This window comes from Shewanella sp. HL-SH5 (assembly GCF_051163755.1).
Taxonomy (GTDB): domain Bacteria; phylum Pseudomonadota; class Gammaproteobacteria; order Enterobacterales; family Shewanellaceae; genus Shewanella; species Shewanella glacialimarina.
This window is the reverse complement of sequence record NZ_CP195038.1, coordinates 1,360,320-1,381,460: the sequence shown is the minus strand read 5'-3', so window position 1 is coordinate 1,381,460 and position 21,141 is coordinate 1,360,320. Positions and strand designations below refer to the sequence as shown.

Sequence of the window (21,141 nt, the reverse complement as noted above, 5' to 3'; positions counted from 1 at the left end):
TACAACGATGCAAATAAAGGCCTAAAATAGCCTGACATAATAGGTTATTATAATAGCAAGTATGCTAAAAGCTAAAGAACATGAATACCGCTAGCAATGAGACACTTTCAAACAATATTATTAGTCACTACTTTGGTTCCCTTTTACCTAAAGTGATTTTTTACTTGCCCACACCACCTATCATTCCAACAGATTGGAGCGAAAGTGACCCAAATGCAGCAAAAAGACTAATCGAAGCTAATGGTAATCATTGGCGAAAAATTATCATTATTATCTGCAAACTTGTGAGTAAAGAATTATCTTGTTGGCGAACGATACAAAACACACTATTTCAACAAAATAGTATTGCTCATTTACCAATGGCCATTGCGATTGTGGATCAGTCTACTGAGAAAACTATCGACATAAAACCTGATAGCTCAATCATCCATATAATTTGCGGTAAAAATACCTTTTCAGGTTTTACCATTGAAAGTACATTACTTGTTAACACTCTTTCATTGAATCAACAGCAAACGATTCGATACCACCAACAGGTTTTTCACACGCCATATTTAGATTATCGACAGTTTCCTAATGCCTTGATTGATCTATTGAGACCCAAGCTACACCAGGACAGATAAATCAATCTGATACCTACTGCCAGCTAAATCTAGGCACATTTACAAACTCCAGGTTTCAAGACCACCATCTGAACTTAAGGTTAATAGTTTTCCATTAGGTTTAATCTTCATGGAAAATACCGTTGTGCCTGCACTGTAGGCGGTGATATCCCAGTGACAAAGCTCCTTTCCAGAGTTTGCATCCCAGTAGATAACCGTTTGTTTTGATGTGGCGGTAATTAAATTATTGGCATTATTGATAAATAGAGCCTGTCTAAAATAGCGATAGCGCTCAAGGTAATCTAGTTGGCTAACAGGCAAAGCGGTTTGAGAGTCAAGAATGACATTGTTATCTAGTGCATCGGCAATAAACAAGCGTCGATTAGTTTCATCGTAGCTAGCACTGGTGATCCGCTGCGGACGTGAAAAACTACTAATCAACGCGCCACTATAAGTGGACCAAATATGCACGTCACCATCTAGTCCTGTTGATAATACCTGCTGTTCAAAATTAGATAGTTCAATATGATTAACTGCGCCACTGTGTTGCTTGAACAATGACATCGTCATGCTGCTTCGTTGAATAACAGTAATAGAACCATCATTCATACCCACCAAAATAGTACTGCCGGTTTGGCTTAAAAAAAGGCTTGAAACACTTGCGTCAGGGTTAAAGCCTTGAGCAGGCCAGCGTATATCTAGTTTGCCGGTTTCAAGGTTGAAAATAGATATTTTGTGTTTACCGGCAGTAGCTAGATATTGGTTATTACCTGACATAGCCAGCAGATAGTTAGACTCATCAAAGTCATCATCAGTCCATTGATGTAATAATTTATTGGTCGCAATCTCCCATACCGATAATGCACGACTTCTGCCTAGTGTCACAGCTATACTCGCATCGGCGGACAAAACGCCATCAACAAGGGTTTCTTTTACCAGTCTCAGAGCGTTATCCGGACTTTTGCTAACAGCACCTTGATTGCAACCAGTTACAGTGATAAACGCTACTGTGATGGCAATAATCAGACCGACCTGAAGCGATAATCTAGATTGGACCTTAGCTAACAAGTTAATTCCTTAAAAGTAATGCTTTTAATATATTAACATAGAGAATCAGCTTATTAGCCACCCTAGATTAAGTAGAATGACATAAAACCAAATGACACAGGTTAGAATTAGCTTAACTTGTGTCACATATATTGTCGGCTTAATCTGTAATCATAGCGATATTAATCGTAAATAGTGGGTATCGCTTTACGCTTATGCTGGGTGCGCTGATAAATGCTAATCAGCTTGGTTTCAACGCTTGCATCGACAGGTTTGCCTTCCAGAAAATCATCAATTTGATCGTAGCTCATGCCTAGCGCCACTTCATCTTCTAATTGTGGTTTGTCTTCTTCTAAATCAGCTGTAGGCGCTTTTTTTACCAGAATATCTGGCGCACCCAAAAAGGCAGCAAGTTGACGAACCTGGCGTTTATTTAAACCAAACAATGGCGCTAAATCGCAGGCACCATCACCAAATTTAGTATAAAAACCGGTAATATTTTCTGCGCTATGATCGGTGCCAACCACTAAACCGCCTACCATACCGGCTATTTCATACTGGGCTATCATGCGCATTCTGGCTTTTACATTACCCTTAACAAAGTCGACTTTACCTTCTTCAGGTAAAGATACTCCCGCATCGTTCAAACCAGCTAAGGTGGCTTGATGCACACCTAAAACACCTTCGGCAATGTTAACAGTCACTTGTTTAGACGGTTGAATAAATTGACAGGCTAGTTGTGCTTCGTCTTCATCTTTTTGGACTTGATAAGGTAAGCGCACGGCAATAAATTGATAGCGATTATCGGCTAACTCTTGATTTAAGCTATCGACCGCTAACTGACATAAACGACCGGTTAAAGATGAGTCTACTCCACCGCTGATCCCCAACACTAATGAATGGCAATTGGCCTCTTTGAGCTTCGATTTTATAAAGGCGACACGTCTTTGTACTTCAAAATCTGGCTCAATGGCTTTGAGTACATGCATTTCACGTAAAATTTGTCCTTTCACTTTAAGCTCCTTCAATTACTAACCTGGGCCTATTCTATTAAAATTTGATGAAAAAAAAACGATAATGACAAAACATTATCGTTTATTTTTAGACTGTTTTTTATTTAGCTCACTAAACCACTGATTAGCGTTCCCAATAAGACTCTTCTAGGCTGTCTTCTCGCTCTGGTAAACCGCGCGATAGACGTGGACTGTGTTGAGCTAACACTTCATAGGCAACGCGGTTAGCATACTTACACACTTGCGAAAACGATGAATAACATAAACCATCGCGTTTATGTTTACTTGATCCAGGCACATTGGTTTTATGGAAGGTATTGGCTGACAAGTCGTGCAACAAAGCTGATAAAGCGCCATCTCCTGCACCATTGGTGTTACGTATATAATCAGGTCCGCCCATATAAGGCGCAATGTGGGCATAGACTTTAATGGGTTCTTGGCAGTCAGCTTTTAGCATAGGGCGAGAAAATTCATAACGATTGAACTCAGGAATAGCACCTGGTAATAAAGTATGACTCGTCTCACGCTTGGCACTGTCTTCGGCATATCCTGCTGTGTATAAACCAATTGGGCCTGCCGTGGTCAACACCATATCACACCACTCAAGTGCAGCTTCACTGGCTAACAATGGGTCTTTAAACCCTGTAAGCGCTTCACCTTCATCTTCATTCATGGCTAATATAGTCACATGTTCTTTAATAAACTTTTGCCACCAAACAGGGTCTTCTTGAATTAAAAAACGGGTGCCTAAGGTTAATACTACAGGCACTTCAGCAGCTTTTGCATATTCGATAGCTTTCATCGCAGCAGATGTCATACCGTCACCTTCGCTAGCGCGCATCAAATAGGCCGTAATCACTAATGCAGAGCTTTCTTGAACCACCTGTTGATTTATATAATGTGGGGTCAGTTTATCCATCGAGCCTTTGCTGATCGCAAAAGTGCGTTCACCGTCTTCTGAAATTAATGTAAAGCAACGACCAATTGGACCATCTACAGGTTGAAGATAATTTAAGTCAACTTTTGAAGAGGTATTGCAAAGATAGCGATAAGCATAGCTACCGACCATAATATTCTGGCTCATCACGCCAAACAACACTGAGCGATCGTCAGCTAAAATGGAATAGTTATGTACCGTGTTGCCTATCGTGCCACCCGCAAACTCGTCGCTGATCATGTCATTAGATTTAAGTTCATTATAAAGCGCATGGGCGCCATCATCATCGATTAGTGTTGAGTTACCTTTAGGCAAGCCGTAACGTTCAAGCAAATCATCGGCAACTTTCGCTTCAATATCGACTAACGTTTGATCAACTCCACAAATATAAGTAGAAAATGCTTGAGGTTGATGGGTAAACTGCGCCAGAAGTGGATCGCGGTTACTGACAGGAAAGTAATGTTTCGACTTACGTTGACCAGGAAACTTCATAATCGATTCTCATGAGTTTGCATCCGTGCAACCAAATATAAATATCAGTTTAGCTTATTATTGCTGTAAGCCATGATTAAATAAAAAACGCCTTTGACAAAAGGCGGCGCATGATATCACATTAACTTCATGAGATTAAATGACTTTTAGTGCTTCATTGCCGCTAAACAACGCCTGTTCTTTAACTAGGTCAATCATCATATCGCTATGAATATCATCATCATTTAAACCTGGCATAAAGCCATTACGCTTACCCCCTGCATTAATAGAGGTTTGCTTTACCGCTATCGAGATTTCTACTAGGGTTTCTAACAGTCTGATATAAAGGCAGAACATATTAAATCTACTAAACGCACTCCACTGTTCGTTAATCCGGCCAATAACTAATCCGCAGATAGTGCTAATACTTATCTCATAGGACGTCGAAAACAACGATTTTTGCGATTTCTGAATTAAATGTTCAGCAACTATCATAGCGATAGGCTGTGATAAAAATAAAAAAGCCTGCAAATGCAGGCTTTTAAATAATACCAACTAAGGCATTGTGATCAAATTGATTAAGGTATTACTTCAGTACTGCAGCTAATTGCTGACTTACGGCAGTAACACTCTGAGTGCCATCAAACTTGTTGTATACAGTACGGCCTTCAGCAGCCACTTTACCGTAATAATCTACCAATGGCTTAGTTTGCTCATGGTAAATACCTAAACGTTTACGCACTGTAGACTCTTCGTCGTCTGGACGAATAGCGAGCTCTTCACCAGTAACATCGTCTTTACCTTCCACTTTAGGTGGATTGAATACAACATGGTAAACACGACCTGAACCTGAATGAACGCGACGACCGCTCATGCGCTTAACAATTTCTTCGTCTGGTACGTCAATTTCGATCACGTGATCAATAACGATACCATTGGCAGTCATTGCATCAGCTTGCGGAATTGTGCGAGGGAAACCATCAAGTAAGAAGCCTTTAACACAATCATCTTGCGCGATACGTTCTTTAACTAGCCCTATGATTAAGTCATCTGAAACTAACTGGCCTGCATCCATCACCTTCTTAGCTTCTAAACCAAGTGGCGTTCCCGCTTTAACCGCAGCGCGTAACATATCACCCGTAGAGATTTGTGGGATACCATATTGCTCCATAATAAACTGAGCTTGAGTACCTTTACCGGCGCCTGGGGCACCTAATAAAATAATGCGCATCTCTAAAGTCCTCTTTTAAGATTATATTCTTTTTAGGGCGGCGATTTTCGCATATCTACCGCTCTTTTCATAGTAGCAATAGCACTGCATTAGACCTATATCTAATAAGATTGGCCTAATGTAACGGCGTCCGTGTTTAATACAGCAAGGTATACAACTTACGGCGATATTGATTGGCTAACGCATTGCCCTGCCCCATGGCGGTCATGATCTCTAGAAACATTTGTTTAACTTTACCATCGCCAGCATTAAGATCTTTTTGTAAAAAGCTAAAAAGGCAAGCTAACGCTTCTTCATTACGTTGGGCTTTATTCAGTGCCTTAGCTAAGTCGATTGATAAGATAATATCACCCGGTTTTTCTTCAAGCTGTTGTTGAAGCTGACGAATTTCTGGTGTATCCGCAGCATCTTCTGCTAATGCCAGCTTAGCTTTTAAGTTTTGGTAGTAACTGTCTTGATCCGCAAGCCCTATCCCTTCAATTAAAGGTTTGGCATCTGCAAGTGCACCTAACTGTAGATAAACATCAGCTAAGACTAAACGCACTTCAGCCATGTTATCAGCTTGTACCGCGATCTCTTTTAATTGCGCCACCAGTAAGGTTAATGCCTCCTGTGTCAATGGCTCAGCTTGCGCAAGCTGTGCTTTTACGCCATCAAAAGCTTGCATCCAAAGTGCTGGTAAATGCTTATCCAACAAGCTTGCGACACTGACAGCATCTTGAACGCCTGCAAAACCATCAATCGGGCGACCTTTATCTAAAATCAACGTAGTGGGTAAGCTTTCAATTTGGAAATACTGGGCGATTTCCATCTCCACTTCGCAATCAACACTGGCTAATATAAAACGACCAGCTTGCATTGTGGCAAGTTGCTCAAGTGTTTGCAACATCTGAACACTTTCTGGTTTTTGTTGGGCAAAAAAAGTCAATACCACGACTTTTTCCATCGAAGCATCAACAACTTGCTGAATATTTTCTTTGGTTAACGAAATGATGTGTTCCATAGGTCCCCTTAAAATACAAAAGCGGACACTAAGTCCGCTTTTTTATCCGCTTAGTATTACTTAAAGCTCGACATTAACATTTGGTTCATTAATTTAATGAACGCAGAAGGGTCGGCTAAGCTGCCCTTTTCTGATAGCTGGGCTTGTTGTAACAACAAGTTAGACCAATCAGCAAACAATTGCTCGTCTTGTTCATTACTCAAACGCTCAACTAAAGGATGGCTTGGGTTAATCTCAAATGTTGGCTTTGAATCAGGAACAGGTTGACCTGCCGCTTGCATCAATTTAATCATTTGGGTCGACATTTCGCCTTCACCGGTGACCACACAAGCTGGGGTATCGGTTAAGCGTGACGTCACTTTAACATCAGACACTTTACCGGCTAACGCCGCTTTGATGCGCTCAACTAGGCCTTTAGCTTCTTCGGCAACTTTTTCTTGTGCTTCTTTGTCAGCTTCATCTTCTAATGAACCTAGCTCTAAATCACCTTTGGTTACTGAATGCAGTTGCTTACCTTTAAATTCAGTTAAGTGGTTAATTAACCATTCATCAATACGCTCAGACATCAGTAATACTTCAATGCCTTTTTTGCGCAATAGTTCAAGATGAGGGCTATTTACCGCAGCGTCATGGCTGTCTGCCACTATGTAATAAATCTTTTCTTGGCCTTCTTTCATGCGGCCAATATAGTCTTCTAATGACACAGTAGTTGCAGCGCTATTGTCATTGGTTGAAGCAAAACGTAGCAAACCGGCAATACGCTCACGGTTAGCATAATCTTCTGCTGGACCTTCTTTCAATACTTGACCAAATTCAGCCCAGAAAGATTGATATTGTTCAGCATCATCTTTGGCAATTTTTTCAAGCATGCCTAAAGCACGTTTCGTTAGTGCCTGACGCAATGTTTGGGTCACTTTGTTGTCTTGTAAAATTTCACGAGACACGTTCAGCGGTAGGTCATTTGAATCAATTAACCCTTTTACAAAGCGTAAGTAGGTCGGCATGAACTGCTCAGCGTCATCCATAACGAATACACGTTGTACAAATAACTTTAAGCCATGTTTTTGATCACGGTTAAACATATCAAACGGCGCTTTTGCCGGGATATATAATAAGCTAGTGTACTCTTGCTTACCTTCAACACGGTTGTGAGCCCACTTTAGTGCGTCGCTGTAATCGTGTGAAATATGCTTGTAGAACTCTTGGTATTCTTCATCTGAAATATCCGCTTTATTACGGGTCCAAAGCGCGGTGGCTTTGTTCATCAGTTTCCAAGCACCTTCAGTTGCGGGAATTTTCTCACCGTCTGGGCCGTCTGATTCAGGTTGACCTGCTTCAAACATTTGCACAGGTACAGAGATATGATCAGAATACTTGGTGATGATTGAACGCAGACGATAATCGTCAGCAAATTCTTTTTCTTCGTCACGTAAATGTAAGGTGATTTCAGTACCACGGGTATTTTTAGTGATGTTATCTACGGTAAAATCGCCTTCACCAGCCGATTCCCACAACACCCCTTCACTGGCTGGCTTGCCCGCAGCGCGAGTGCGCACGGTCACTTTTTTCGCGACGATAAATGCTGAGTAAAAACCGACACCAAATTGACCAATCAATTGTGAATCTTTAGACGCTTCACCTGATAAATGGCTGAAAAACTCTTTAGTACCTGACTTAGCAATTGTACCTAAATGTTCGATAACACCATCACGTGTCATACCAATACCATTATCAGAAATAGTGACAGTGCCTTTTTCTTTATCGGTACTGACGCGAACTCGAAGATCGCCGTCACCTTCATATAAATCATCATTGCTTAGCGCTAAATAGCGTAATTTATCCGCTGCATCGGCCGCATTTGAAACTAATTCACGTAAGAAAATCTCTTTGTTTGAATACAGAGAGTGGATCATCAAATGCAGTAATTGTTTAACTTCGGTTTGAAAGCCATGTGTTTCTTGTTGTGACATGAATAATTCCCTTGATATTACTTTTTACATAAACGATGACATTTGGCAGATAAAATTGATATCACCCAGCAAAAGTCACCACTCTTTAATGTTTCGTTATACAAGAGATGGGGCTTGGTGATCACTTTTCAAGGGGCAATGATTTTTTTGCTGTTTTTTTAAGCCATCATTAACTGACGTGAATGATGGCAAATGTATTCGCAGGACTGTGGAGGAGGTTTAAGTAGTGATTATAGTTTAATACGACCATTAAAAGATAACGCTAATGTGGTACTATCTACATACTCTAATTCGCCGCCGACTGGTACACCATGGGCAATACGGCTAATGATCACATTATGACGACGGGCCATATCAGCGATAAAATGGGCGGTAGCATCACCTTCAACGGTTGGGTTGGTGGCGAGAATAAGCTCTTGCACGTCATCTGAGGATAATTGCTGTTCAAGTAAGGCTAAGCCTAGCTCTTCTGGGCCAATGCCATCTAAAGGTGATAAATGGCCTAACAATACAAAATATCGGCCGTTAAAGTGGCCGCCTGCTTCAATGGCAAGCACATCTGCTGCGGTTTCGACTACGCATATTATTTCCGCATTACCACGTTTATGACTGGCGCAAATAGGACAAAGGTCTTGCTCGGTAAACGTGCGGCAACGCTGACAGTGACCGACTTCAGACATGGCTTTTTGTAATGACTCAGCAAGCTTAATACCTGCCTTTCTTTCACGCTCTAATAATTGAAATGCCATACGTTGAGCCGATTTAGGGCCGACGCCAGGTAAAATGCGCAGTGATTGGATCAGTTCATCGACCAACGGACTAAATTTCATCGTATTAAAAAACCTTCAAATAAAAATACTATAAACGCTAAAGCGCCGATTATTCACTGTGTGTCGTCAGATTGCAAAAAATGAATGGCATTGAAATCCATTAAATAGACTTAAATTAATTTTGCGGTGAATATCTGGCAATAATGAACAAATCGACAGTGGGATCTCTGCCTTCAGGTTGAAACTGTTTGCGCTGCAATTCAATAATATTGTTCTAACAGCTCAACAAGAAATGAACCTTGATAATAATGAATGTAAACTTGATCGCCGCTACTAGACGTTTGAAAACCTGATTTATTGACATCATCTTCCATCGTACTGATATAAACCAAACCTCCAGCCTTTAATAATCCAGCCATATCTTTAATCAGTTTAGTGACATCATTTATGTCTAAATAAGGTAAACCAAAGCCACAAACAATGGCATCAAACTGGCACGATTCATGCCCCGGCACTTTAAACAAAGTGTTTACCCTAGAAAGCTGGCGACTGTCCATTACTGCAAAACGTGCCGTCGGATTATTTTGTTGTGCCAGCATCACCATATTGGGGGCTAAATCAGTTGCTAATATATCTATATTAGGCAGTTTATCCAGTAAAAAACGAGTGATATTACCTGGACCACAAGCCACATCTAACACCCTCGTTTTAGTACTGCATTGAGGTAACGATTTCAGTAATGAACATAAAGTATCGTAAGTATCCGCATAAGATTCAAAATTCATGTATTTATCTTGATATTGCTGCGCTAACTTATCAAAGGTATTCACTGAAATTTGATATTTATCCATGCTTATACCCTATTTATAACTCACTTAATACACCGTAAACAAAATGGCTAATTGAATAACTCACCCCATTATTAACGTCAGTGATTAACATCAGTAACAGCAATGTGAATTAATCAAAAAGTACAGATACGTTACCTAATGAAAAAGGGAGAAGTTAGCCTCTCCCTTTTTATGTCTAACCCGCTTTCAATAGTTCACTGCATGATTGATTGAGTAATTGACGACAACGCCAGACACCCAATAATGCTACCACTAACGCACCCGATATTGGCGCAATAACCCACCACTCCCAATGCATATAAACCACAAGTTCAAATACTTGGGTTTTAAGCATATAAAGGGCAAACTCAGCAACAATCACAGCTAAGAACCCCGCTATTGCACCGAGTAAAGCAAACTCAAGTCCCGTTGCTGCGCGCAGTAACCAACCCGATGCGCCAAAGGTTCTTAATACTGCTAGTTCGCGCTGCCTTGTTGCCATTCCCGCTTCGGTTTGTGCTATTAACACTAACGCACTGGCAAGTAAGACTAATACCAGTACTAAGGTTAGCGATAACGACACTTGATCAATAATTTGCCGTAATTGTCCAACCATAGCGCCAACATCAATCACTGAAATAGTCGGAAACTGCTGGATCAACTGTAGCACCACAGCATTGGCGGTTAATTCGCTGCCTTGCGCCTTTAAGTCCTGGTCGTTTAAGTGAAAGCTGGCCATTGAAGTATACGAAAAAGGCGCTAAGGCTTTAGGCCTAAAAATCATAAAGAAATTAGGCTGCAAAGTTTCCCACTGCACCTTACGTATACTGGTCGCTTTTACGGTAAACGACTGGTTATCAATATTAAATGTCATAGTGTCATTCAACGCTAGCCCTAACCGTTCTGCCACACCAGATTCAACAGACACTTCGTCATCAGCCTGGTTAAACACCCCTTCGACTATTGGATTATTAGGCGGTAAAGTATCACGATAGGTCAGATTCAATTCTCGAGAAATACCCACTCGCCCAGCAATACCGGCACGTTCTTGCTCACCCGAAATCAACTCTTCATCATTAATGTGGGTTAAACGTCCACGAATCACAGGATAGATATCGGTTGCCTGAATCCGGTTATCATCTAAAAACTGCTGTAATGGTTGGCTGTCTTCCGGCGCAATATTGACTAAAAAGTAATTAGGCGCATCTTCTGGAAGCTGCTTTTGCCATTCATTAAGCAAATCTTGTCTTAGTGCTAAAATAGTCAGCAATAATACCAAGGCGCTACTAAAACCAACCAGTTGCACTGCATTTTGTCTCGCTCGGCGACGAAGACCAGCCAATGCTAATTGCAGTGGATTAGTGGTTTTCATGCCCACACTATGCCCCATGCGGATCATCACAAAACCCAGTATGCTCAATAATGCACCGAGTAATAGTACCGTGAGCACCACCGTCATAGTTAGGGCGAGACTACGAGAGTATAAGTAGCCTAACAGTGCCATAGCACCTAAGCTGAGTAACAAATGCAACCACATGCCAAATTGCAGCCCTTCAAGTTGACGTTGTAATACTCGCAAAGGTGGAATTGCCAATAATCGCATTAACGGATAAGCCGAGAACATAAAGGCGCTGATCAAGCCCGTTGACATCCCCAGCAATAGTGGCCGCAGATAAGGCGGTGAATAGGCCGCTATCTCAGGAGGTAAAAACTGGGTAATGGCTAAATCAAGTAATACTCCACCGAATAAACCTAACGCTATACCCAGCAAGGTCACCAACATAAGGTGAAAGCCAAATAACAATCTAATTTGCTTTGCCGATGCGCCGAAGGTTTTTAGCATGGCAACGACATCATAATGGCGCTGACAATAACGCTGCGCAGCAATACCGATTGCGGCACACGCTAATGCAATGCCGAGTAAACTGGCTAATAATAAAAAACGCTCCGCTCGTTTAACTGCCGAGGCAATTGGTGAGTCACCGGATTGCACATCTATCCAGCGCTGGCTGTTGTTCAATAGTGGCTTTGCTTGCTCTTCAAAGGCAACTAATGCATCTGCATCACCGGTGAATTGGTATATGTAGCTCACACGGCTACCGGGTTGAATAATGCCGGTAGCGTCTACATCATCAAGGCGCATTAACAATACAGGCGCAGAGGCAAATGGGTTAAAGCCACCATCGGGTAAACGACTTATTTCGGCAGATAACAGCAGATCACTATTACCTAATTCTAATGACTTGGGATAACCTAACAGTCCACCTAAACGGTTTTCAAACCAGGCCTGGCCTTTAGCCGGTAACAGTGAAGTTTCACCGGTAGATAACTCCACTTTCCCTTTTAAAGGATAACCCTCTCCGACCGCTTTTATGGTGACTAGCTGAAACTTGTCACCAGCATAGACCATGGAGTTAAACTGCATATTAGTCACATGATTCAGCTTTAACTCATCAGCTATAAGCAGTACCTTTTGATCAACTTCAACCGGTGAATCAATACTTCTATCGGCTGCAATAAACGTTGCCGCTTCACCATTGATAGCAACTTGTAAGCGTTCACTTACTCGGGCAAGGCCACTGACGGATAACACGGCTAAGGTGATAGCCAGTACGATAAGCAGCAACTGCCCCTGCGCTAGTTCACGTTTGAATAAACGCCATGCTAACTGCCATTCCATTAGTGCGCCTCCCCGTTTACTTCAAATTGAGGTGCATTGGTATTAGCGACGGACGCATTTGGCTCGGTCAACAGGCCATTATCCATCACAAATTGACGTTTACAGCGTTTTGCAAGCTGCAGGTCATGGGTAACCAATACTAAAGTTGTATCACTTTCTTGATTAAGTTCAAACAACATATCGGCAATTTTATCACCGTTAACGCTGTCTAAGTTTCCGGTTGGTTCATCGGCAAATAGTACTTTAGGTTCGCAGATAAAGGCCCTTGCAATGGCAACGCGCTGCTGCTCACCACCAGACAACTGTTTCGGTAAATGGGTTAATCTATGGGATAATCCTACACGTTCAAGCATGTTTTGTGCTTTTTGCCTGGCATCTTTTACCCCTGCAAGCTCAGCGGGTAACATTACGTTTTCAAGCGCAGTCAAAGTATCGACCAACATAAACGACTGAAAAACAAAACTGACTTTGCGCTTTCTTAGGGCTGCCTTTTGCTCTTCATTTAAACCTGATAATGCCGCGCCATCGAGTAATATCTCTCCAGATGTTGGCGTATCTAATGCGGCCAACAAACCAAGTAATGTTGACTTTCCCGAGCCAGAGGGTCCTAATATTGCAACGCTGTCTCCTTGCTTGACATCCATGTTGATGCCCTTGAGGATAGTCAGTTCACCTTCTTGAGTTACCACCGTTTTTATGAGGTTAGTTACTGTAATGGCACTAGAATCTTTAGCAAAATTTGTCAACATAGGATCCTTCTTTAAATTAGCTATTAAGCGCAGTCTTACGACGCTAATTATTATTGTTTCACTTTCTTCTACCAGCTATGCTGCCACGATTTTGATACTAGGTGATAGCTTAAGTGCAGGTTATGGCATGGAAGAAGGTCAAGGTTGGGTACAATTGTTAAGTAATGAGCTCCCGGAACACACTATCATTAATGGTTCAGTCAGTGGTGAAACTTCCGCAGGGGGAGCAAGGCGGCTCCCGAGTTTACTGGAATCGATGCAATTTGACCTGGTTGTCATTGAACTAGGTGGTAACGATGGATTACGTGGATTTCCACCAGTACAACTGAAATCAAATCTTACAAAAATCATTGATCTGTCACAACAAGCAGGCGCAAAAGTTTTACTAACAGAAGTCATGGTGCCACCCAATTACGGACCACGTTATAGCAAAATGTTCAACGATGTTTTTAGTCAACTTGCTGAAGACTATGATATCGGGCTTATTCCATTTTTCATGCAACAAATTGCCCCCAACCCAGCACTGATGCAACGCGACGGAATCCATCCTAACGTAGAAGCCCAGCCGGTTATTACGCAATGGATGAAGCCTTGGATCATTGATGCGCTAAAAATGTGATCCTGGTTAAATATATTCAACATAAAATAACAAAAAGTCATATTATTTTAAGATTTAATCTTTAGAATGTAATTACAAGGATTTGTTTAAAACGCTAAATCAATATTATTACTCAAACAATATTTACAATAAGACCTAACAAGACTAAAAGGAAAAATTATGTCCGTCAGTCGTCAAAAAAAAGTATACCTACCTACCGCAACACGCAAAAACCAATATATTTCGGTAGGCTTTCCATTAACTGATGCTTTCTTAGCTGAATATGCCGATGTAGACACTTGCTACCACGAATTCAGTAAACTAGTTTATCAGGTAGCCGAAAAACATGAGTTGTTTAATGTTCATGTGATTGCCACAGACAAACTACCTATGGTGCGTTTCCATAGTGAATCATATTGCCTGTCAACTGAAGAGCAACTGCGTTTTTTCTATAACCCTGCTCATCACGAAGCAAACCGTTTGCACAGTATTGCCGGTCATAGAGCCAAAAAACTTAAAATTGTGTTTTTAGCAACGGGTACTGAACTGCGCAGTAACTCTGCAACCTTCCATGCCAACGTACAAAAGTTTCTAGCTGAAATTAAACCTTTGCTACCAGTTAAAGATATTAAAATTAAAGTACGTGACCATCAGCATATTTCATACGATTTCTTTGCTAAAAATAAAGGCATTAAAGAAACCTATGGCTACAAACTACGTGCGGTAGATAACCGCTATAAACGCCGTGAATGTAATCTACCAGAAGATGTCAGTGCGCTTAATTATGTCACGGTCAGCATTCCTGTCGGTCGTCGTATCAAAAAGCAATTACTTTCTGAAAACATGACCAACTTTGGTCCTAGCTATCAAAATGTTGCTGATAAATTTATTGCAGCAACTAAAAATAGCCAACTATTTCGTGTGGCCATGGTCGCAAACGGTAAATTGCCACTAGTACGTAATAGTAAGTTTGAGCGTTTGAATAACACAGCTGAATTTCAAATGGTTGGCTTTGATCCTAACGCCGACGCCCCTGCACCAATATTGCACTGGGACGACCAAAAATTAGTTGAAGCTATTCGATTCGTGATTGTTGCAGGTAAAAATGACTCGAATGATGAAGGCTTTGGTCGATTCATGAATCAAGTTGAAGATGCTGTTCGCAGCTTTACGAATGAATTTGACATTGATAAAGAACACATTGATGTTATTTTACGCTTCCATCAGCATTTAAGTTACAAGGCTTAAAAAATAACATTACTGTCAAAGTATTGAACCAACGTTTAAAACGGCAGCTTAGGCTGCCGTTTTTGTTTTTAAGACTTTAAAATAGAATGTTCAATAATTATGGCAAGATTTCATGTTGATTAACAACCGCCAAACAAGGCATGTTGGATGGCATACGGCAAAAAGCGTCGTAGTTTGCTCAATCAAACCAATATCAATATCAATATCAATAATCAAAAGCAGGAGATGATATGTTCAACAAGAAATTGACTTGGCTTATGCCAACATTAGTGGCGACAGCAGTCATTAAATAATTGGAGGCTTATTTCAGCTTTGATAATTGCTCTGACTGTTTATACGGCTGCAGTGACGGAAGTAGTGAAACTGCCCCCCTTAAAGATTACGCAGCCAATCATCACACCGCCGGTGGTGAATCTGCCCAGTGAAGATGGTGAGTGTAAAAACCAAACCACTGAAGTGAATTGGCTAGCAGCTAACGCCACCATTCCCACACCAATTTGCTGACAAACGGTTTGCACCAATTCATCACCAAATTATTGCTGGGTAAACAACAAAAGATTACGTAATTGAAAAGTGGGATAACATAGAACTCCCACCATTAAATTTACGTTATAACCGCCTTATTTAAACTTTACGCCATGCTCTCTAGCATCTAACTATATAGGCCGATTAAGCTCTGTCAGCTTATTAACTACACTGTTAACAGATAACGATGCACCGTGGGCAATTTTATCAGCCAGTTTTTTCTTCATTTGGTACTTAAGCTTGTAAACTTGATGATCTTTGGCTAGCAGCAACACGATATCATCGCTGGTAGCAATTTCGTCAACCAAACCTAATTCTATCGCCTGTTTACCATACCAGTGCTCACCAGTAGCCACTTTATCTAAATCTAACGCTGGACGATAATGACCAACAAACTGTTTGAATAATACATGGGTTTCTTCTAGTTCTTGTTGGAACTTTTCTCGTCCTTCATCGGTATTCTCACCAAACACTGTTAACGTCCGTTTGAAGTTGCCTGCGGTATGTTGCTCATAATCAATTTCATGTTTTTTAAGCAAACGACTAAAGTTAGGTAATTGCGCTACTACACCAATAGAACCCACAATAGCAAACGGGGCAGCAACTATTTTGTTGGCTACGCATGCCATCATATAACCACCGCTGGCTGCGACCTTGTCAATACAAACAGTAAATGGGATATTGGCTTGGCGTAAACGGTCTAATTGACTTGATGCTAAGCCGTAGCCATGAACCATCCCACCACCACTTTCTACATTGACTAATACTTGATCACCCTCTTCAGCAATGATCAAGATAGCAGTAATTTCCTCACGCAATGACGCAACTTCGCCAGCATCAATACTGCCTTTAAAGTCTAGAACATAAACCTTTTTAATTGGTTGCTCGTTTTTGTCGGCTGCTTTATCTTCTGCTTTAACCTTTTTCTCGTAAGCTTTAAGTTGTTTCTTAGACAATAACTCGTGTTTCAAATCATGTTTTAATTGCAATAACTCATCGCTTAAATCTGTCAGTATTAGCTCGCCTTTATCGGTTTTATTTTTCATTCCGCTGGCGATAACAACAACAACGACAGACACGATGGCAATCACTATAGTGACCGCTTTAGCCAAAAACATGCCATACTCAATTAAAAAATTCAAAATTTACTCCGAAAAAAAATATTAACCTAGTTTACCAACATCTACTGAGAAACAAACAATAAAAAACCCAGCTTCTGCTGGGTTTTTAAACAATCAAAAGACTAAATTGTCATGATTAATTACAAGACTGAATCACATCAGAATTAGAAATTAATACAGTTGCAGAACCTAATGCTGCAGTACGAGCAAACATGGCTACTTGAGATTGCATTTCAGCAGTAGCTTGCGCTGCCATGCCATCAGTTGCTGCTGTCTCACGTGGGCTCACAATCGAACTGTGATGTCCTTTAGAGAAGCGAACCGCAGCAGAACCCGCAGCTGTTGAATCCGCACAACCTAAACCAAGAGAAGTAATTAATGGCTCTGTACCTGAAAGCGGAAAACCAGCAACCGCATTAGGTAAAGTTTGGTCTGATAGATTACCAGCGCCATCGCCAACCACTTCAATTAAATGAACCGGTAACCCTGTTGCAGCTAATTTAGCACCATGGTTAATTGGATCCGCACTGTCTACAGCTGTTTGAACAGCAAATGCAAAAGTCGGAAGAAACTCAGCATAAACCGCTTGAACTAATGCGGCATATTCTGGTGAGCCCACTTCATAACCAGGTACTTTATTAGCAGCATTAACCAACGCCATAAAGGTATCTGACTTACTAATACTATCAAACAATACTGGACCAAAGGCTGCTGAGCCAGCAAAAGCCCCTGCTAAACCGCCTGCTGGAGCAACTAGTGAAGATGCTGTTATTCCATAAGCATTAGGTAATTGTGTGCCAGATGCTGGATCAACTAAGCCTGTACTTGCGTAAGTTGAGAACGTTGTGCCAACAATGCCACCAAGGCTTAAACCTTGTGCACTGATTTTGCTTATATCGAATACTTGCTGACCACCCGCTTGGGCAATTTGTGAGTACATACCAGTAAGCAATAAACGCAGCGCTAGATGATCCATCGTCGCTTGGCGGAAGTTATCGCGCACAGTTAATGTACTACCAATATTGACAAATACTAATGGGCTGCCATTTTTGAATGCATCAGGTTTGCCAACTACCACACCGTAAGATGGGTCAGTTGCCGACACTTCATACTTGCCGTCACCATTGGCATCGAATGATCGGGCGCCATGCAATGGCATATCAATCGCAATTGTAGCAATACCCATTGCAGCGTAAGAACCTGCGTAGGCTAAGGCCATCTCTTTACCACCACCTAAACCATGCAATGCAATGTTAGTTGGCCAGCCGTTCGTTGGCGGCATAAAGGTCAAACCTTGAGATGCTTGAAATGCTGCAACTTTCGCAGCATTTGGGATTGCAATCAATACAGGTACCGTTTCATAACTCATGATTTTCGGAATAGGATTGAACTTAGTTAAATGTTTAGTTGGATCGGCAACAGTACCGTCATCTAACATCCAAGGGTAGCCAGCTAGCAAAGCAGGATTAGCAAGTGCAGCACTTGGGTCGATACCAAAACCAATAGCTTGCTGGGCAAAGTTAGCTTGACTCATCTTGCCAGCTTGAACCGCTAATAAGACTGATACAGGGCTATCGCCTTGGGCAAACCAACGGCCATTAATTAACGGCGCACCTTGTGGGCTTAAGCAAGCACTTGATGAACAGCTTCCATACATTGGCAACTTAATGCTCGCGGTATACACATCCGCTAAACTAGAAACCACATAAGCGGCACCGTCTGCAGGTGTTAATCCTGCTGCTTGTGCAACTGTCACCACACCACCAGCACCATTAGGCATAGGAGTAGGAGTTTGAACGAACGAAGGCATATACGGTGCTCGAGCCGCCATAAGTAGCTTGGTCGTTTCATATACATCTTTTACCGATTGAGTGGTAAATAAACCTGAGAAACTAATGGTTTCTGCATCAACACCGTGTGCTTCAGCCATACCTTTTTCATAACTGTTTACTAATCCTTGTAGTTGTAATTGTTGAGGTGTTGCTAAAGGATTAACATCAATGTCTAATTTCAGCAAACCATAGGTTGTTGAAGGTGCAATACCACGCCCAAGTGAATCTTGAATCAGGTCAGTTGTCGCATAAATATATGACTGGCCGGCTTTAAGTGGCTTAAGTGGCACAATGGCAACTTTATTACCAGAAGCCTTAGAAACGAAATCTACGCCAAATGATAATTCTTCACCTACTTTACATGCAGATACTGAAGCGGCTGCCTTACATTCTGGGTCGCTTGATAATGCCCCGCCAACCGTTGCTTCAAATACTCTTACGGCACCTGGCTGAAATACAGAAGCAGCATCCAGTGTTAATTTATTGCCATCTAAGTCATTGGCAAGGTCAACAGTAATAGTAATAGGAGATGAGGTTGACCAACCATCTAGGGCACCTAATGCAAGCTGTGGATTGACATAATCAATACCATCTTCACCTGGAATACTTAATGTGCCGTCTGTCGTGCCACTGAAGAGTAAATCGTTTGGTAATGGTACCTTGCCGTTAGCTGGATCAAATTGCATATGTGAAACAGGTACTAATGGAGTTGCTGTTTCTCTTGCTTCATTGAAGCTTTCTTCTGAACAACCGGTTAGTCCTAGAGCAGATGCAATAGCAACACCCAAAATGAGTCTTTTCATCTTTTTTCCCCAAATCTTGTTGTAATAATTTTGTTTTCCCCAAAAATTGGTCACAATAGTCCAATCCTGTGACCATAAGGACTTATTTTAGTCCTTAGCTAGTCTCAAGTTAACGTAAATATATAGAGTTAGCTACAAGTTTATTACACACTATTGACTGTTTGACATACAAATATCAGTCATTTGTTTAAAACAGTCGTTTATGTTTTGTTCGATTGTAGATTTGACGGGCAGTTCCGTCCCAAGGAATTAATGAATCATGTTGGAATATCAAGCTAAAAAAGATCTCCTTAGTAATAAAATAATATTGGTTACAGGTGCTGGTGATGGCATTGGTCGCGTAGCGGCATTAACATTCGCTGCACATGGTGCCACGGTAATACTACTGGGTAAAACCGTTAAAAAACTTGAAAAAGTATACGATGAGATAGTGGCACAGGGTTCACCAAATCCTGCGATAGTACCTTTAGATTTAAACGGCGCTACTGAGCAACATTATCTCGATATGGCCGACACCATTGCTGAACAGTTTGGGCAATTAGATGGCCTGTTACATAATGCTTCACACTTAGGCGCACTTGGGCCGTTTGAGCATATAGACTTAACATCACTAGAAAAAATAATGAAAGTGAATGTGACTGCAGCGGCGATTATGACTAAAGCATTGTTACCTGTAATGCGAAAAGCTAAAAATGCCTCTATCATCTTTACATCAAGCGGTGTTGGCAGAAAAGGTCGTGCCTATTGGGGACCCTATGCGTTTTCAAAATTTGCTACCGAAGGCATGATGCAAGTTCTCGCAGATGAATGTGAAAACACCTCAGTACGAGTAAACAGCATTAACCCTGGTGCTACTCGTACTGAAATGCGTGCAAAAGCTTACCCGGCTGAAAATCCACAAGCATTAAAAACGCCAGAAGATATCATGCCAACCTATGTGTTTTTAATGGGTGATGATTCGCTTAACACCAATGGCGAAGCTTTAAACGCACAATAAACTAGATAACTTCAACTCGAGACACTAAACGCTTGATAAACAGATTTGTGACTTTAATTGCACTTGCTAATAGGGCTATATTGAGGTGCAATTTACTCGCTATTGACGTATCTATGTAGGCTATTTTTAAAACAAATGGCAAGTTTGCTACGAAATAGGCTAAACGTGTTGAATTTAGCTTATTACAAGCATCTTATAAGTCGAATTGAGGGTAGATATAAAACGATAACGGTTTGTCGCCAAGATATTCAAAGAGTGGTTTTGTTAAATACACAAGGAAGCTTAATGCTTCCTTGTGTATTACTAGACTAATGTTAAATAGCCAACCTGTCTGCATTTTGAGTTAATAGTTTTTCACCAATACCACTGACCTGAGTCAGCTGTTTTATATCGGTAAACTTACCATTTTTATTGCGATATTCGATGATTGCTTTAGCCTTTGCTTCGCCTATCCCATTAAGAGTTTGCAACTGTGCTGCATCCGCTTTATTCAGATTGACTTTAGCGGTCATTTTAGCGCTAGATTCAGTTGCAGCTTTTATGCTTGGCGTTGTTTCTTGTGCTGCATAGGCTGTATTATTAACAAAGGTGCAAAGCATTATCGCCATCACAGCTGCAAGCCAAAAAGATGATATTTTCATGGTGTTCTCCTGTTATCCAAAATCAGAGCCTATATGCCGACTTCCCTATTCCCTGGCGGGCTCAATAATCTAC

General features: G+C 41.2%; 18 protein-coding genes. 4 read left to right on the top strand and 14 right to left on the bottom strand.

Annotated features, from left to right (window positions below; translation table 11 throughout):
• Positions 1-80 precede the first annotated feature (80 nt).
• Entirely contained in the window at positions 81-623 is a 543-nt protein-coding gene (locus ACRWQM_RS05960; RefSeq protein WP_434931565.1) for a DUF6942 family protein, read from the top strand.
• 39 nt (positions 624-662) lie between these two features.
• Here ACRWQM_RS05960 and ACRWQM_RS05955 read toward each other — a convergent pair whose 3' ends face one another.
• The 11 genes from ACRWQM_RS05955 to ACRWQM_RS05905 all read right to left on the bottom strand — a co-directional run bounded on the left by ACRWQM_RS05955 (position 663) and on the right by ACRWQM_RS05905 (position 13,303).
• Positions 663-1,670, bottom strand: a complete 1,008-nt coding sequence (locus ACRWQM_RS05955; protein ID WP_434931564.1) for a WD40 repeat domain-containing protein — start codon at positions 1,668-1,670, stop codon at positions 663-665.
• Between the two features lie 161 nt (positions 1,671-1,831).
• Positions 1,832-2,662, bottom strand: coding sequence for an ammonia-dependent NAD(+) synthetase (nadE, locus tag ACRWQM_RS05950; RefSeq protein ID WP_434931563.1), 831 nt, complete (start codon positions 2,660-2,662; stop codon positions 1,832-1,834).
• A 124-nt stretch (positions 2,663-2,786) separates the two neighbouring features.
• Positions 2,787-4,091 (bottom strand): inosine/guanosine kinase, encoded by a 1,305-nt coding sequence (locus ACRWQM_RS05945; RefSeq protein ID WP_434926602.1) that lies wholly within the window; start codon positions 4,089-4,091, stop codon positions 2,787-2,789.
• 135 nt (positions 4,092-4,226) lie between these two features.
• The gene (locus tag ACRWQM_RS05940; protein WP_434931562.1) at positions 4,227-4,427 is read right to left on the bottom strand and encodes a hypothetical protein; all 201 of its coding nucleotides are present in this window, start codon (positions 4,425-4,427) and stop codon (positions 4,227-4,229) included.
• A 229-nt stretch (positions 4,428-4,656) separates the two neighbouring features.
• Complete coding sequence (gene adk, locus ACRWQM_RS05935; RefSeq protein WP_226414629.1) at positions 4,657-5,301, bottom strand: adenylate kinase; 645 nt, start codon at positions 5,299-5,301, stop codon at positions 4,657-4,659.
• A gap of 136 nt (positions 5,302-5,437) precedes the next feature.
• Positions 5,438-6,304 (bottom strand): co-chaperone YbbN, encoded by an 867-nt coding sequence (locus ACRWQM_RS05930; protein ID WP_434931561.1) that lies wholly within the window; start codon positions 6,302-6,304, stop codon positions 5,438-5,440.
• Between the two features lie 56 nt (positions 6,305-6,360).
• The gene (htpG, locus tag ACRWQM_RS05925) at positions 6,361-8,274 is read right to left on the bottom strand and encodes a molecular chaperone HtpG (protein WP_226414625.1); all 1,914 of its coding nucleotides are present in this window, start codon (positions 8,272-8,274) and stop codon (positions 6,361-6,363) included.
• 230 nt (positions 8,275-8,504) lie between these two features.
• Positions 8,505-9,104: a recombination mediator RecR gene (gene recR / locus ACRWQM_RS05920; RefSeq protein ID WP_434926607.1), complete on the bottom strand. Its 600-nt coding sequence runs from the start codon at positions 9,102-9,104 to the stop codon at positions 8,505-8,507.
• 200 nt (positions 9,105-9,304) lie between these two features.
• The gene (locus ACRWQM_RS05915; protein WP_434931560.1) at positions 9,305-9,895 is read right to left on the bottom strand and encodes a class I SAM-dependent methyltransferase; all 591 of its coding nucleotides are present in this window, start codon (positions 9,893-9,895) and stop codon (positions 9,305-9,307) included.
• A gap of 175 nt (positions 9,896-10,070) precedes the next feature.
• A complete protein-coding gene (locus ACRWQM_RS05910; protein ID WP_434926608.1) occupies positions 10,071-12,554 on the bottom strand; it encodes an ABC transporter permease in 2,484 nt (827 codons plus the stop codon).
• Positions 12,554-13,303: an ABC transporter ATP-binding protein gene (locus tag ACRWQM_RS05905; protein ID WP_434926610.1), complete on the bottom strand. Its 750-nt coding sequence runs from the start codon at positions 13,301-13,303 to the stop codon at positions 12,554-12,556. Before ACRWQM_RS05905 ends, ACRWQM_RS05910 begins: the two co-directional genes overlap by 1 nt.
• On the opposite strand from ACRWQM_RS05905, the gene ACRWQM_RS05900 reads away from it, so the two are divergent.
• Both ACRWQM_RS05900 and ACRWQM_RS05895 read left to right on the top strand, forming a co-directional pair.
• A complete protein-coding gene (locus ACRWQM_RS05900; RefSeq protein ID WP_434926611.1) occupies positions 13,269-13,922 on the top strand; it encodes an arylesterase in 654 nt (217 codons plus the stop codon). The genes ACRWQM_RS05905 and ACRWQM_RS05900 overlap by 35 nt on opposite strands.
• A gap of 159 nt (positions 13,923-14,081) precedes the next feature.
• Positions 14,082-15,149: a DUF3083 family protein gene (locus ACRWQM_RS05895; RefSeq protein ID WP_434931559.1), complete on the top strand. Its 1,068-nt coding sequence runs from the start codon at positions 14,082-14,084 to the stop codon at positions 15,147-15,149.
• Positions 15,150-15,805: 656 nt separating this feature from the next.
• On the opposite strand, the gene sohB is transcribed toward ACRWQM_RS05895, so the two are convergent.
• Both sohB and ACRWQM_RS05885 read right to left on the bottom strand, forming a co-directional pair.
• Positions 15,806-16,816, bottom strand: a complete 1,011-nt coding sequence (sohB, locus tag ACRWQM_RS05890; protein ID WP_434926612.1) for a protease SohB — start codon at positions 16,814-16,816, stop codon at positions 15,806-15,808.
• A gap of 115 nt (positions 16,817-16,931) precedes the next feature.
• Positions 16,932-19,430, bottom strand: a complete 2,499-nt coding sequence (locus ACRWQM_RS05885) for a VolA/Pla-1 family phospholipase (protein ID WP_434926613.1) — start codon at positions 19,428-19,430, stop codon at positions 16,932-16,934.
• A gap of 259 nt (positions 19,431-19,689) precedes the next feature.
• Here ACRWQM_RS05885 and ACRWQM_RS05880 point away from each other — a divergent pair, with 259 nt between their 5' ends.
• Entirely contained in the window at positions 19,690-20,427 is a 738-nt protein-coding gene (locus tag ACRWQM_RS05880; protein ID WP_434926614.1) for a YciK family oxidoreductase, read from the top strand.
• A gap of 314 nt (positions 20,428-20,741) precedes the next feature.
• On the opposite strand, the gene ACRWQM_RS05875 is transcribed toward ACRWQM_RS05880, so the two are convergent.
• Positions 20,742-21,068, bottom strand: coding sequence for a ComEA family DNA-binding protein (locus ACRWQM_RS05875; RefSeq protein ID WP_434931558.1), 327 nt, complete (start codon positions 21,066-21,068; stop codon positions 20,742-20,744).
• Between the last annotated feature and the right edge of the window lie 73 nt (positions 21,069-21,141).